At 28.4% G+C, this 14,169-nt stretch carries 16 protein-coding genes; 11 read left to right on the top strand and 5 right to left on the bottom strand.

Annotation, left to right across the window (positions count from 1 at the left end; genetic code table 11):
• The first annotated feature begins 26 nt into the window (after nucleotides 1-26).
• The 10 genes from BINT_RS13085 (at nucleotide 27) to smpB (ending at nucleotide 7,475) form a co-directional block, all read left to right on the top strand.
• Entirely contained in the window at nucleotides 27-347 is a 321-nt protein-coding gene (locus BINT_RS13085) for an OadG family protein (RefSeq protein ID WP_014489046.1), read from the top strand.
• A gap of 90 nt (nucleotides 348-437) precedes the next feature.
• The gene (locus tag BINT_RS13080) at nucleotides 438-836 is read left to right on the top strand and encodes a biotin/lipoyl-containing protein (protein WP_014489045.1); all 399 of its coding nucleotides are present in this window, start codon (nucleotides 438-440) and stop codon (nucleotides 834-836) included.
• Nucleotides 837-851: 15 nt separating this feature from the next.
• On the top strand, nucleotides 852-1,979 hold the full coding sequence (locus BINT_RS13075; protein WP_014489044.1) for a sodium ion-translocating decarboxylase subunit beta: 1,128 nt from the start codon (nucleotides 852-854) through the stop codon (nucleotides 1,977-1,979).
• A gap of 182 nt (nucleotides 1,980-2,161) precedes the next feature.
• A complete protein-coding gene (locus BINT_RS13070) occupies nucleotides 2,162-3,427 on the top strand; it encodes a M16 family metallopeptidase (protein WP_014489043.1) in 1,266 nt (421 codons plus the stop codon).
• A gap of 137 nt (nucleotides 3,428-3,564) precedes the next feature.
• Entirely contained in the window at nucleotides 3,565-4,920 is a 1,356-nt protein-coding gene (locus BINT_RS13065; protein WP_012671545.1) for a signal recognition particle protein, read from the top strand.
• 22 nt (nucleotides 4,921-4,942) lie between these two features.
• Entirely contained in the window at nucleotides 4,943-5,227 is a 285-nt protein-coding gene (rpsP, locus tag BINT_RS13060; RefSeq protein ID WP_049783513.1) for a 30S ribosomal protein S16, read from the top strand.
• Between the two features lie 106 nt (nucleotides 5,228-5,333).
• Nucleotides 5,334-5,576, top strand: coding sequence for a KH domain-containing protein (locus BINT_RS13055; protein WP_014489041.1), 243 nt, complete (start codon nucleotides 5,334-5,336; stop codon nucleotides 5,574-5,576).
• A complete protein-coding gene (gene rimM / locus BINT_RS13050) occupies nucleotides 5,573-6,082 on the top strand; it encodes a ribosome maturation factor RimM (RefSeq protein WP_041177493.1) in 510 nt (169 codons plus the stop codon). Before BINT_RS13055 ends, rimM begins: the two co-directional genes overlap by 4 nt.
• 116 nt (nucleotides 6,083-6,198) lie before the next feature.
• Nucleotides 6,199-6,861 carry a DUF305 domain-containing protein gene (locus BINT_RS13045; RefSeq protein WP_041177492.1) on the top strand — a complete coding sequence of 221 codons (663 nt, stop codon included), beginning with the start codon at nucleotides 6,199-6,201 and terminating at the stop codon, nucleotides 6,859-6,861.
• A gap of 125 nt (nucleotides 6,862-6,986) precedes the next feature.
• Nucleotides 6,987-7,475 (top strand): SsrA-binding protein SmpB, encoded by a 489-nt coding sequence (gene smpB, locus BINT_RS13040; protein ID WP_014489037.1) that lies wholly within the window; start codon nucleotides 6,987-6,989, stop codon nucleotides 7,473-7,475.
• Between the two features lie 7 nt (nucleotides 7,476-7,482).
• Here smpB and BINT_RS13035 read toward each other — a convergent pair whose 3' ends face one another.
• The 4 genes from BINT_RS13035 to BINT_RS13020 all read right to left on the bottom strand — a co-directional run bounded on the left by BINT_RS13035 (nucleotide 7,483) and on the right by BINT_RS13020 (nucleotide 10,115).
• Nucleotides 7,483-7,761: a hypothetical protein gene (locus BINT_RS13035; protein ID WP_014489036.1), complete on the bottom strand. Its 279-nt coding sequence runs from the start codon at nucleotides 7,759-7,761 to the stop codon at nucleotides 7,483-7,485.
• A 3-nt stretch (nucleotides 7,762-7,764) separates the two neighbouring features.
• The gene (locus BINT_RS13030) at nucleotides 7,765-8,994 is read right to left on the bottom strand and encodes a hypothetical protein (protein ID WP_014489035.1); all 1,230 of its coding nucleotides are present in this window, start codon (nucleotides 8,992-8,994) and stop codon (nucleotides 7,765-7,767) included.
• A gap of 230 nt (nucleotides 8,995-9,224) precedes the next feature.
• On the bottom strand, nucleotides 9,225-9,491 hold the full coding sequence (locus BINT_RS13025) for a co-chaperone GroES (RefSeq protein ID WP_008722116.1): 267 nt from the start codon (nucleotides 9,489-9,491) through the stop codon (nucleotides 9,225-9,227).
• Nucleotides 9,492-9,602: 111 nt separating this feature from the next.
• Entirely contained in the window at nucleotides 9,603-10,115 is a 513-nt protein-coding gene (locus BINT_RS13020) for an adenine phosphoribosyltransferase (protein WP_014489034.1), read from the bottom strand.
• A 143-nt stretch (nucleotides 10,116-10,258) separates the two neighbouring features.
• Here BINT_RS13020 and xylB point away from each other — a divergent pair, with 143 nt between their 5' ends.
• The gene (xylB, locus tag BINT_RS13015) at nucleotides 10,259-11,776 is read left to right on the top strand and encodes a xylulokinase (protein WP_014489033.1); all 1,518 of its coding nucleotides are present in this window, start codon (nucleotides 10,259-10,261) and stop codon (nucleotides 11,774-11,776) included.
• 644 nt (nucleotides 11,777-12,420) lie between these two features.
• Here xylB and BINT_RS13010 read toward each other — a convergent pair.
• On the bottom strand, nucleotides 12,421-14,019 hold the full coding sequence (locus tag BINT_RS13010) for a peptide ABC transporter substrate-binding protein (protein ID WP_041177491.1): 1,599 nt from the start codon (nucleotides 14,017-14,019) through the stop codon (nucleotides 12,421-12,423).
• Nucleotides 14,020-14,169: the final 150 nt, after the last annotated feature.

Genomic DNA, 14,169 nt, shown 5'->3' with positions numbered 1-14,169 from the left:
TTGATTTTAATTAAAAGGAGAATTGAATGGAACATAATGCAGCTATTACCATATTTGGTATAATGTCTGTTTTTATAGTTGCTTTAGTTTTTTATATATTGTCTTTAGTTTTGGGAATGATTTTCAAAACTAGAAATATAAAGAAAGAAGAAGAAATTATAAAAGTAGTAGAGGAAAGTAAAACTAAAGAAGAGGATTTAATAGATGATACTGAACTTGTGGCAGTGATTACAGCTGCAATATCAGCTTATACAGGTATGTCTAATAATAGATTTATTATTACATCTATTAAAGAATCTAAAACTCCTATATGGGGAATGGTAGACAGAGTAAATAAATTAAAATAATAATTAAATTATAAGACTCTATTAATTTTATTTATTAGAGTCTTAAAGAAAGATTTTTTATATATAAATATTTTTTTGGAGAATAATATTATGACTAAGCAATATAAAATCACAGTTAATGGAAAAACTTATGATGTATCAGTAGAGGAGATAAGACCTGTAGCTTCAAATAAAACAGTATCTACTATAGTTAGTGCTCCAGTAAATACGCCAAAACCTGCAGTAGCTCCAGCACCAAAACCAGCGGCAGCTCCAGCAGCTCCAATAGATGAGAATGCTATATCAGTAAAAGCAACTATGCCTGGTACTATAGTATCATTCAGTGTTGCAGTTGGAGATAAGGTACAGGAAGGTCAGGTTGTAGCTACATTAGAAGCTATGAAAATGGAAAATGAAATTACAGCTCCTGCTTCAGGTGAAGTAAAATCTATACATGTTGAAAAAGGTTCTTCAGTTGTAGAGGGTCAGGTTATATTACAAATCAAGTAATATAAAGGGGTGAATATGAATAAAGCTTTAGGTTTGGATTTTAACAATTTACTTACAGGTTTTTATCCGCCAACTATAGCCCAAATTATAATGATGCTTTTAGGTGCATATCTTATATATATGTCTATATATTATAAGAAAAAGCCTTTGCTTCTTCTTCCTATGGGAGTTGCAATACTTGCTGCTAATATGCCTCTTCCTAAAATGACAGAAGATGTAGTAAGCGGTTTTTTGGGTTTAATGCATAGCGGTGCTGACAGCGGAGTTTATCCTGTACTTGTATTTTTTGCAGTTGGTACTATGATAGATTTAGGGCTTGTACTTGCTGATCCTAAGAATTTCTTTATAGGTGCTAGTTCTCAGATTGGTATACTTGTAGTATTTTATATTATGAGTTCTTTGAATTTGGGAGAAGATTTATCTGCTGCTACTGCAATTATAGGTGCTGCTGACGGATCTTTGGCTATGTATATGGCTTCTTTGATCACAGAACCTAAATATTTTGCTGCTATTGTTATGTCTGCTTATCTTTATATGGAGCTTCTTCCTTTACTTCAGTCAGGACTTACAAAGGTTTTAACTACTACAAGAGAAAGAAAAATCCCTATGAATTATTTAAGACAGGTTTCAAGAGGAGAGAAAATCATATTTGCAGTTATTGCTATGGGACTTTGCGGAATATTTTTGGCAAACTCATTCCCTCTTATAGCTGCTCTTTTATTCGGAAGTATTTTGAGAGAATCAGATATTATAAAAAATTTCTCAATCAATTTGCAGAAATCTTTAACAGGAATACTTACAATGCTTATAGGTATAGCAATAGGTTCTTCTGCTTCAGCTGATTATTTTATGACATTTAATACTGTGATAATATTTGCTTTCGGTTTATTGTCATTGATATTAAGCACTACTATAGGTATAATTGCTGCTAAAGTTATTAATATATTATCAGGCGGAAAAGTTAATCCTATAATAGGTTCTGCAGGTTTAAGTGCTTTTCCTATTCCTGCTTGGGGTGCCCATGTTTACGGACAGGAGAATAGTTCATCTAACTGTCTGCTTCTTCATGCGATGGCAGTTAATATTTCAGGTATAATATCCGGTGCTATTGTTATGGGTATACTTCTAACATTCTTTCATTGATTAGATGATCATACGATTAGATAAAAATAAATTAATAATTAAATAATGCTTAACCCTATTTATTAATTTAAATAGGGTTTTTTATATAAAAATCATTATTATTATATTTTATGTATTACACTGTCGAAAATTATAGAATTAATATATAATAATTTTAGTATAAAAATATTTATGGAAAAAATATGGTAAAAAGATTAACATTAAAAAATGGTACAAGGGTTGTTTTAGAAAAGATGCCTATGCTTGATACTGTATCTATAGGTTTTATATTTTTAACAGGAAGTGCTAATGAGAAAAAAGAGGAAAACGGATATACTCATTTCATAGAGCATATGCTTTTTAAAGGAACTGACAAAATTAGTTCAAAAGAACTTATTAGAAATATAGAAGGTGTGGGCGGTATATTTAATGCTTTTACTTCAAGACATTTAACTTCATTTTATATTAACATAATATCTAAATATTTTGATAGGGCAGTTGATACTTTAGAAAATATCATGCTTCATTCTGCATTCAGAGAAGATGATATAAACAGAGAAAAAAAAGTTATCATTGAAGAGCTTAAAATGTCAAATGATACCCCTGAAGAAATATCAGCTAATCAATTTTTTGCTGCTGCCTATAAAGGTACTTCTATGAGTTTTCCTATAGGCGGAAATATTAATAATATAAAAAAGATAAGCAGAGATAAAATTTATTCTTATTTTAAGGAACATTTTAATTCTAATAATTTAATTATATCTATAGCCGGAAATTTTGATATTGATTATGCTGTAGATAGACTTGAAAAAATAAAATTAGAAAAAAAAACTAGAACAGTTAATGATGAGCTTCCTTTTTATTATAAAACTATCACTAAAGAGAAACAAGAAATTAATCAGGTTTATTTTTCATTAGTAACACCTTCATATAATGCCTGCGATAATAAAAAAAGATATGCTATGAATATAGTTAATGATATATTCGGAGGAAGTTCTTATTCAAGATTATTTCAATCAATAAGAGAGAATAAAGGACTTTGTTATAATATATACAGTTATAATTCTAGTTTTATAAATGGCGGTACATTTGAGATACATGGTTCTACTAGTTTGGACAGATATGCAGAAACTATAGAAAGTATATATTATGAAATAGAAAGATTGGTTAATGAAAGGATATCAGAAGAAGAGATTGAAGAGGCAAAAGAGAGTTATAAAGGTTCTATGGCATTTAGTAAATTCAGTGCTGAGTTTATAATGAATAAAAATGCCAGACATGAACTGTATTCATCTAAATATATTTCATTTAAAGAACTTTATAACATAATAGATAAAATAGATTTGAAACTGGTTAATGAAGTAATAGATGAAAAATTGATTAATAAAAAATTCTTTTTAACATCTGTAGGAGCAAGTGGAACTAAAGATATAAGTAAGGCCTTAAGCAGCAAACTTAAATTAAATTGATAATAATGTTTTAAATGTATTACTGTGCTCTTTATTATTATATATAATTTTTTGTAAAATTGTGCTAAATATTGACTTTTTAAATATATTATGTATAATATGACTTGGAATTAATATGTTTATAAGGTTGTTTTTTAGTGTTTGGTAATTTAACTAAATCTATATCTAATGTATTCTCTAAAATACAAGGAAAAAAAGTCCTAACAGATAAGGATATAACAGATAGTTTGTTAACTATAAAAGAAGCATTACTTTCTGCTGACGTATCTTTAGAAGCTGCTGACAAGTTTCTTGAAGAAGCTACTAATAGAGCTATAGGAAAAGAAAAATTAGAAGGTGTAGAGCCTGCTAATCAGTTTGTAGCTGATGTTCATGATACTTTGGTTAATATGATAGGCGAGGGTGAAAGCGGTTTGAAATTAGAGCCTGTTGAGAAAACAACTATAACTTTGCTTTTCGGACTTCAGGGTTCTGGTAAAACTACTACTTCTGCTAAATTGGCTAAGTATTATAAAGATAAAAGACGCGTTATGCTTGTAGGACTTGACGTTCACAGACCTGCCGCTATGGAACAGCTTGCCGTTTTGGCTAGGGAAGTTGGTGTTCCTTATCATATAGATACTAAAGAGAAAAAAGCATATAAAATACTTAAAAAAGCACTTTCAATTGCTAAAAAAGAGCAGTATAATATGATATTAGTGGATACTGCAGGACGCTTAGAGATAGATGAAGAAATGATGCTTGAACTAAGACGTGTTGTAAACTCTGCTAATGTTACAGAAAAATTATTAGTTGTGGATTCTACAGCAGGTCAAAGTGTTTATGATGTTGCAAAAAGTTTCCAAAACAATATTGGCATTAATGGTGTTATACTTACAAAATTCGATTCCGGAGTTAGAGGCGGTGCCGCTTTATCTCTAAAATATGCCACAGGTTCATCTGTTAAGTTTGTCGGAGTAGGTGAGCATTTAGATGATATTGATGTATTTGATGCTAAGAGGGTGGCAGGACAAATACTCGGTATGGGTGATATAGTAAAATTAGTAGAAAAAGCCCGTGCTGCTATAAGTGAAAAAGAAGCTCAGGAAATGCTTCAGAAAGTTATAGAGAACAATTTCGATTATAATGATTTCTTGAAGCAGATAGAAGCTACTGCTAAAATGGGCGGACTCAGTAAAATGACATCTATGATTCCGGGTATGGCTAATGTAGATACAGAACTTTTAAGCCGTGAAGAAGAGAAATTTAAAAAGTATAAAGCTATTATACAGTCAATGACTAAAAAAGAAAGATTAGCCCTATTTCCTTTGAATAATTCAAGAAAGATGAGAATATCTAAAGGAAGCGGTCAAAGTGTTTATGATGTAAATCAGCTTATAAAGCAATTTACTATGATGAAAAACATGATGGGCAGTACTAAAAAGATGGATAAGCTCGCAAAGTCCCTAGAGGGTATGGGTATGTCTATAGATGATTTAAACAAATTAATGTAAATAAACTTGGAGGAAAAGAAAGGTGGTAAAATTAAGATTAAAACGTATAGGTCGCAAACATGAGCCTCATTATCGTATCGTAGCTGCAGATGCTCGTTTCCCACGCGATGGTCGTTTTATTGAAGAGCTAGGTTGGTTTAACCCTAAAGCTAAAGATGTATTATATAAGTTGAACGTAGAAGGTTTAAAAAAATGGCTTTCTAATGGTGCACAGCCAACTTATGTAGTAAAAAGCATTCTTGTAAAAGAAGGCTTAATGGAAAAAGATAAAGGTGCTCCTCTTGAAAGAAAGAAAAAAGAGCATTGAAAAATCCTGAAAAAAGGCGCAAACATCGTAAACAAGCTAAGCCTGAATCTGCTGAGGAGAAGAGCGAAGCTTAATTTACGTCTTATAATATATAAAGGAGTGTGCTATGACGGAAGAAAAAGAGCTTATTGAGTATTTGGCTAAAAAATTAGTGGATGAGCCTGATGGTGTTAGTGTTAAGGTTATTGAAGGTGAGAAGAGTACGATTCTGGAATTGAAAGTGAACCAAAGCGACATAGGTAAAATTATAGGTAAAAGAGGTCGTATTGCTCATGCATTACGTACTATTCTTTTTGCAGCTTCCATGAAAAGTGGTAAACGTGTAATGCTTGAGATTATTGACAATTGATTTTTTTTTACGGCAAAATCACAGGTTTACATGGTTTAAAAGGAGAGGTAGAAATTGCTTTTTCTGATAAGAGTTATTTTACCTCTCTTCCTGTTTTAACTAACGATACACCTGTTATCATCAACAATCAAACATTTACTCTGTTAAATGTTAAAAAGAAGAACAAATCTTTTGTGTTCCAATTAAAAGATATAAATAATATAGAAGATGCTCAAAAATTAATAGGGCTTGATATATTTATAGATTCTTCGTATTTGCCTCAATTAGATGATGATACTTTTTATGAGGCTGAATTAATAGGGTACAAAATCATAGATACTGATAATAATATTTATGGTGAGATAACAGATGTATATAGCCTTCCTTCTAATTATGTATTTGAAATTAAATTAAAAGAAAATAATAATATAGTTTCAATACCTTTCGTTAAAGCATATTTCGGAGATTCTGATAAAAGCAATAAAACCATATGCATAATACAAAAGCCTATATTTGATGATGATTAATATTGTTTAATTATATATAGTTTTTAATATCATTATAATTTTTTACTTTTTTCATATTATAAAAGTTATTAGATTGAATAAAAATCAATGATAAAAAATAAATAAAAGGATGGAAAATGAAAAAAATTATAACAACATTTATTATTTCTTTAGCTGCTTTATTATTTATATCTTGTTCAGAGAAAAATACAGATACTGCAGATACTAATGCCAACACTATGGATCATTCAGCTCATACTGCTCATAAATCTGGTTCTGAAATTATTGATTTAATGCATCAGCCTATGATGGATCAGGCTTTTCAAAAAACTGCTAATATAGATGCTGATTTTTTATTTAATATGATTCCTCATCATAAAGGTGCTATTCTTTCTTCTCAAAAATTATTAGAAACTACTAAAAATGAAAACTTGATAGAATTAGCTAATAATATAATAACAGAACAGAATAAAGAAGTTACAGAATTTGATGCATTGATCAAAGAATTGAATGCTAAAAATACAGATTACAGTGATATTGATACTGTAGCTATAGGAAATGAGATGCAGCTTATTATGGATAAAATGATGGCTGATATGGCTGTTATTGAAATAACAGGAAATAATGATATAGATTTTCTTAAGGGTATGATACCACATCATCAGGCTGCTATTGATGTTTCTAAAAAGATATTAGAATATACTAAAGATGACAAAATAAAAGAGATAGCAAACAGAATAATAAAAGCACAGGAAAAAGAAATAGAAGATATGAATAATATGATTAATTCTATGAGTTAAAATTTATAAAGTTTGATAAAAGAGCTGGAATTAAAAACTCCGGCTCTTTTTGTATATATTGAATAATTGACAAATTGATTTATTTTAAGTATAATCTATATACTTAAATATTATGGTAATATATTATGGCTAGTAAAAAGGATAAAAAATCAGGTAGCAACACTATTTCTTCTGGTGAAATAGTAAAAAATAAAAAGGCTCTCTTTAATTATGAGCTTGTAGAAAAATTTGAGGCAGGTATAGTTTTGCTTGGAACAGAAGTAAAATCTCTTAGGGAGAGAAGTGTTAATATGTCTGACAGCTATGCTTCTTTTAAAAAAAATGGAGAGCTTTTTATAGTCAATATGCATATATCGCCTTATCATTTTGGAAATAGAAATAATCATGAACCTTTAAGAGAAAGAAAGCTTTTGATGAAAAAAAGAGAATTAAAAAGACTTCAAGGAAAAATCAAAGAACAAGGGCTTACTTTAATTCCTGTTAAATTATATTTTGCTAGAGGAAAAGTGAAAGTTGAATTAGCTTTGGCAAAAGGTAAGAAACTTCATGATAAAAGAGAAACTCTAAAAAGAAAGACTTTAGATAGAGAAATGGAAAGATATATAAAAAGATAAAGTAATTTTATTCATAAGATAAAGCATTTCTTATATAAAATTCTATTTTAGAAATATTGTCTGATACTTCTTTAATATTTGTTCTTTTATCTTCATCTGTTTTATATTTTTTTAATGAATCTGTAAATTCTATTAATAAATTTTTTATATTTTCCATAGAAATTTTTTCAAACCTTTTTGCTAAAACTTCTATTTTGTCTATAGTGCTGTAATCTATATTGTTTATGCCGCTGAAAACTATATCGGATAAAAGCAATTCTAAATCTCTTAATAAATCAAAAACCATATACTACCTATTATTATCTTTTATTTTCAATAAATTAAGTCTGTATAGGAAAGGAATATCTTTTTTTACTTTTACAATATAGAATATAGAAGATACAAATATTCCAATTAAAGCTGTTATTAAAGATGTATCACTCATAACAAATACAGTTTGATATAATATTAATACACATATAGGTATATATATTCCTCCTGCTAATGCCGTAAATATTAAAAAGAAAAAGAAGACAAATACAGGATTTCCCATAACAGCATTGTTGACTATATATTCTGTAGCAATATGAGTGGAAAATGTTTCGAGATAAAGGTATATTGTAGAAATACAAGCTAGTATAAAAAAGGCTATAGCATATATTTTTTCTCTTTTCATTAGGAAGCCTGCTATAAAGAATGCTATAAGTATAACAGAGAATATATAACTGTCTAAAAGCAGAAAACAAGCTACTATTAATAACTCTGTCAATATTATGAATATCATTAGAGCAAAATTCTTTTTGATAGATGCAAATCCAAAGAAAGTATATATTATAATTTTTGATTTACTGTTTCTATATTCTTCATATATATGTTTAAAGTAGCTTATAAATATTAATGCTATAGATACCAAAAATAAAGACGGAAATAAAGTTGATGTTATTAATATGGAACTTTTAATATTTACATCATCGCTATCTCCAATTAATAGTTTTGAAGATATACGATTTTCCTTTTTTTCTTCTATATTCACATAAGCATATTCTTCATAGGATATATTAGTATTTCCTGTAGAGCCTACATAAAGTATATGCATAAGTACAACGCCATTTCCGGGATTTTTTAAATTCAGTTTAGCCTTTGCTATTCCATTTTCATCTGTAGGAACTACATATATATTTGTATACATATTAACTGATTCATTAGTGTTTAATGCAGTTTCTTCATTTTCATCAATTTCTTTTAAAAGTATTTCTTCTTTTTGATTTTCATCTATTTCAAAATCAAACATATCAGGGTGTAATGATGTGAATCTTACCAATCTATTAACAAGAGGAAAGCCTCTTCTTTCAAGCATTATAGATATTTCATTTTGGGTATTTGTAGTATTTGATTCATTAGTTTCATCTGATTCTTTATATATTGTAAAATTGTTTTCTTTTTCGTAAGTGAATTTGTATTCAGGATCTTTGTTAGTGGTGTTATCTTGAGCATATACTATATTTAATATTGCAAGAAATATTATGAAATATTTTAGCATTTATAAAAATCTCCTGATTAAAGAAATGAAATTAATGATTTAATTATCGAACAAATTAATAAAATTAAATAATATAATTTGTTATATTATTTAACCTTATTAATTCTTTATGATACGAAAAAGTTTTATTAACAATAATATAAACTGCCAAAAACCCTAATTAGTAAAAAAGAACACCATCTTTTTTTAAAGATTAGTGTTCTTTTATTTTTTATTTGTATAGCTATTAATTATTTTATAAGAGCAACTATCTCTTCATTTTTTACTATTAAATATTCAGTATCGCCTTCTTTTATTTGAATACCAGCATATTTATCATATATAACTATATCGCCTTTTTTTACTTTTATATCTTCGCTGTCTCCTACTTCTATAACTTCTGCTTTCTGAGTTTTTTCTTTAGCTGTATCTGGAAGAAGTATTCCGCTTGAAGTTTTTTCTTCTTGTTCTAATACTTTTAAAAGAACTCTATCTGCTAATGGTTTAATAGATGACATATTTTATATCTCCTTAAAATGTATTTATTTCGATAATTTTTTTAATAATTTTTGCTATATTCTATAATAAAAAATGTTAAAAGTCAATAACTGATTAAATAGTAATATTCTTTAATACTCTATAAGAACATGAACAGGATATTTTTCTATTTCTTTTCTTCCGTTTAACTCTTTTAACTCTATTAAGAAAGAAGAGCCTACAACTATACCCTCTAATTTTTCAACCATTTTTATCATAGCAAGTGCAGTTCCGCCTGTAGCAATTAAATCATCTACTATTAAAACTCTCTCTCCTTTTTTAATAGCATCTTCATGCATATATAAAGTATCTGTGCCGTACTCTAAAGCATATTCTTCTGAAATAGTCTTGTAAGGTAGTTTTCCTTTTTTTCTTACAGGAATAAATCCGCAGTTTAGTTTATAAGCTAATGCTGAACCTACTAAAAAACCTCTGCTTTCTGCTCCGACTATATAATCTATTTTTTCACTGCTTATTTGTTCAGCCATTTTATCTATTGCATATTTGAATGCATCTTTATTTTGAAGTAATGTGGTAATATCTCTAAAAAGTATGCCTTGTTTAGGATAATCTTGAATATTTCTTATATAGTCTTTTAACTCCATATAACACCTCGTTTTATTTAAAAATAATTATGTAAACAATTACACAACTTTTTATTATAATACTTTTATGAAAAAATCAATTAAAAAATACTTCTTTTAATAAACTTATTTTAATATATTATATTAAATAATAGGAGAGTATCATGAATTATTATATTGGTATAGATTTAGGAACTTCATCTGTAAAGAGTTTAATAATGACATCAAATGGCAAAATATCAGCATTATCTCAAAAAGATTATGATTTTGATAAGCCTTACTATAATTTTGCTGAGCAGGATGTTAATGTATGGTGGGAAAGCACTATATTTACTATAAAAGATTCTTTAAATCAATTAAGAAAAATAGATTCAAATTATAAAATTTCAGGGATAAGTTTTTCAGGGCAAATGCATGGGCTTGTGCCATTAGATAAAAACGGAAATGCTTTGAGAAAAGCTATATTATGGTGTGATTCAAGAAGCGTTAAAGAGCTTAATTATATAAATAAAAAAATAGGTTTAGACAAAATAATGCAAATCAATCATAGCCCTATAGCTGCAGGATTTTTACTTCCTTCTTTGCTTTGGATAAAAAACAATGAGCCTCATATTTATGAAAAGATTTATAAAGTAATTCTTCATAAAGACTATATAAGATATAAATTGACTGGTATAATTGCTTCCGATATAACTGATGCTGCTGCTACGGGGGTTTTTGACAGTGATAATTCTTTTTGGTCTGATTATATAATAAAAGAACTCAATTTAGATAGAAACATTTTTCCTGATATTTTTTATCCTTATGAGATATCAGGATCAATTACAGAGAATGCAAGTAAAGAAACTGGATTAGAAATAGGTATTCAGGTTTCATATGGCGGAGCTGATCAAGTTATGCAGGCTATAGGTAACGGCATAATAAATACAAACACTGCATCCATAACTATAGGGACAGGAGGACAAATTTTAATGCCTATAGATAAGCCTATTTATGATAAAAAGAATATGGCTTCTCATACTTTCAATTTTTTATTTCCTAATACTTGGTATTATTTGGGTGCTGCTTTATCTTCTGGGCTTGCTTTAAAATGGGCTAGGAATAATTTTTGCAATACTGATGAAACTTTTAAGAATATAGATTCAAAAGTAAAAGATATAAAATCTGGAAGTGATGGAATAATATTTCTTCCTTATTTAGCTGGCGAGAGAACTCCTCATATGAACAGTGATGCTTCTGCTATGTTTTTGGGATTGACTTTAAATCATGATAGATATCATATTTTAAGGGCTGTTATGGAGGGAGTTGTATATTCTTTAAAAGACTGCTTTATGATTTTAACTGATGATTTAAATATTAAATGCAATAGATTAATAGCTTCTGGAGGAGGTTCTTATAGTGATGTATGGCTTCAGATTCAGGCTGATATTTTAAATATGGAGATTTATGTTTCAAAGACTAAGGAGCAGGCAGCATTGGGGGCGGCTATAACTTCGGCTGTTGCTGATAAAGAGTATTCAAGCTATGAAGAGGCTATAAAAAATATTATAACTTACAATGACAAGCCTGTAACTCCTATTAATGAGAACGTTAAAATTTACTTTGAATATTATCAAATATATAAAGAATGCTATAAAAGAAATTTTGAATTGATGAGTAAATTAAAAAATATAGCTTATTAAATATCAGTTGCTTTTATACTCGCACGCAGAGAAGATTATAAACATAATAGAATTATATTATAACATTAATCTAAATTTATAAAAAAGTTAATCGTGCGTTAATAGGCACAAAAAATTTAATTAACATTTAGGGTGGGTGTTAAAATAACAGTTAAAAGTAAAAAAGAAAAACAATACAAAAATTACTGATCATTTTAAAAAGCCTAGAGGGTGGGCAAGTGTAAGTAAAATTTAAAATATTATTTATATACTGATATTTATTTTTTATAATAACTTTCATTATTTTTTTATTAATAAGAAAATAAAACTTATAAAACTATAAAAATATTTTAATATAAATTTGTTAAAAAGTAATGCGTGCTTTTGCAGCTTTGAAGAAGTCCGAGAAAAGTTGATATGAAATAATATAATTTTTTAACTATATTTAAAACCCCGCCCTTTATTCCTTTTTATCTAATTTAGAATTTTTAATTTTTATTATCTTTATAGCTTATTTAGAAATTTTAGTACCCGCCCAAGTTTAAATTAAAGTTAAAATGTATTTAACGCACGATAAACTGAATTTTAAATATTAAGTTGATTTATCAATATAACTTTAATTATATTTAGAAATTCGATTACCGTGCGTTTGGAAATAAATAAAACTACTCTAAATACGCATTAAAAAATCTATATAAGCCTTGAGAATCATATTCAACATTTTTTAATTTATGAGATACTAAAAGTGCCTCAGAATAAAAATATATCGGTACTATAGCATTGTCATTCATAAAAACATTCTCTGCTAAATGAAGTGCATGCATTCTTATCTGATTGTTTTTGTTTGTGGAGGCTATGTCAATGTAATCATCAAATGCCTTGTTTGAATATGAGCCGTAATTGTTTGGAGCATCACTTTTAAAAATGTTTAAAAAGTTTATAGGATCATTATAATCGGCATACCATAGATAAACAGCTAAATCAAAATTTCTGTCATACATGTTTTGTAGATAAGAAGCCCATTCATGCTTAACTATTCTTACATCAATGTTTAAATTCTCTTTAAGCATGCTCTGAACAGCATCGGCAATATTTATGTCAAACTCTCTTGTAGCTATAAGCAAATCAATTACAGGAAAATTTCTTCCGTTTTTGTATCCTGCTTGAGATAATAATCTTTTAGCTTCTTCTATGTTTTTCTGATAGTTGGAAGATATTATATACTCTCCTGCTTTAGTTCTGAAATCTCCATCTATGTCATTAATACCATAAGGAACTAAACTTCCTGCCGGACGCTCTCCGCACCTTGTGATTGATTTTACTATATAATCTCTGTCAATGGCTAAAGATATAGCTTTTCTTACCTTTTCATTTTTTAAAACTTCTTTGTTTAGATTGAATCTGTAATAATATGATGCAGCTACTGGTACAATATGAACTATTCCTTTTTGCTTTAGGCTTTCAATATCATTTCTAGGAAAAGGCTTTGCAAAATGAATTGAATTATTAAGTACACCTGCAAGCGAAGTATTAGGCTCTTCCATTAAAAGAAAAGTTAATTTGTTTGGCTTTATATTTTCATTGTTCCAATAGTTAGTATTTCTTTCTAGTATTATGCTTTTATCGAAATTCCTTTCAGTCATTTTAAAAGCACCATTTCCAATATATGTTGCAGGCTTTAGAGTCCAATCATCTCCATATTCATTTATTATATCTTCTCGAACGGGATAAAAAGGAGGATAAGCAGCAAGCTCTAAAAAGTATGCAGTAGGGCTGTTTAATTCCACTTCAAATGTATAATCGTCTATTGCTCTTACTCCAAGCTCTTCTATAGTTTTTTCGCCGCTTATAACTTCTTTGGCATTTTTTATCACTTCAAAATAATAGCTGTATTTGTTAGCAGTTTTTGGATCAACGGCTCGCCTCCAAGTATAAACAAAGTCTTGTGCCTTAACTTCTTTACCGTCGCTCCATTTAGCATTGGTTCTCAAATGAAAAGTGTAGATATTGCCTGCTTTGTTAATATCCCAGCTTTCAGCAGCTCCGCCTATTATTTTATTGTTGGCATCTTTTTTTGTAAGCCCTTCAAAAGCATGAAGAATATATATCATAGTGAGATTGTCTGTGTTTAAAGTTGGATCCATAGTTAAAGGCTCTGGCGCAAGATTTATAACTATATCATTATTACTCATTTCTTTTTTTGAACAAGATACGAATACAATTAACAGCATTAATAAACCAGCAGTAATTATTTTTTTGAACATTTGTTTTTCCTTTGCATTAATTTTATATTTCTATTTTTTGGTGTATTACTATACTAATAAAAAATTGACAAAGTTAAAAATTTTTAGTATATACCTAAACAACTATATTTTATCGAAAATTATTTTCTTATTTTTATTATTAGTGGGGAC

It is taken from the genome of Brachyspira intermedia PWS/A, assembly GCF_000223215.1.
Taxonomy (GTDB): domain Bacteria; phylum Spirochaetota; class Brachyspiria; order Brachyspirales; family Brachyspiraceae; genus Brachyspira; species Brachyspira intermedia.
This window is presented reverse-complemented; position numbering and strand designations above follow the sequence as displayed.

Excerpts from the sequence above, each read along its gene's own strand:
- BINT_RS13010 (WP_041177491.1), bottom strand. The coding sequence starts at position 14,019 with ATGTTCAAAAAAATAATTACTGCTGGTTTATTAATGCTGTTAATTGTA.
- BINT_RS13080 (WP_014489045.1), top strand. The coding sequence starts at position 438 with ATGACTAAGCAATATAAAATCACAGTTAATGGAAAAACTTATGATGTA.
- BINT_RS13020 (WP_014489034.1), bottom strand. The coding sequence starts at position 10,115 with ATGGAGTTAAAAGACTATATAAGAAATATTCAAGATTATCCTAAACAA.
- smpB (WP_014489037.1), top strand. The coding sequence starts at position 6,987 with ATGGCTAGTAAAAAGGATAAAAAATCAGGTAGCAACACTATTTCTTCT.
- BINT_RS13030 (WP_014489035.1), bottom strand. The coding sequence starts at position 8,994 with ATGCTAAAATATTTCATAATATTTCTTGCAATATTAAATATAGTATAT.
- BINT_RS13070 (WP_014489043.1), top strand. The coding sequence starts at position 2,162 with ATGGTAAAAAGATTAACATTAAAAAATGGTACAAGGGTTGTTTTAGAA.
- BINT_RS13025 (WP_008722116.1), bottom strand. The coding sequence starts at position 9,491 with ATGTCATCTATTAAACCATTAGCAGATAGAGTTCTTTTAAAAGTATTA.
- BINT_RS13085 (WP_014489046.1), top strand. The coding sequence starts at position 27 with ATGGAACATAATGCAGCTATTACCATATTTGGTATAATGTCTGTTTTT.
- BINT_RS13045 (WP_041177492.1), top strand. The coding sequence starts at position 6,199 with ATGAAAAAAATTATAACAACATTTATTATTTCTTTAGCTGCTTTATTA.
- BINT_RS13035 (WP_014489036.1), bottom strand. The coding sequence starts at position 7,761 with ATGGTTTTTGATTTATTAAGAGATTTAGAATTGCTTTTATCCGATATA.
- BINT_RS13075 (WP_014489044.1), top strand. The coding sequence starts at position 852 with ATGAATAAAGCTTTAGGTTTGGATTTTAACAATTTACTTACAGGTTTT.
- BINT_RS13055 (WP_014489041.1), top strand. The coding sequence starts at position 5,334 with ATGACGGAAGAAAAAGAGCTTATTGAGTATTTGGCTAAAAAATTAGTG.
- xylB (WP_014489033.1), top strand. The coding sequence starts at position 10,259 with ATGAATTATTATATTGGTATAGATTTAGGAACTTCATCTGTAAAGAGT.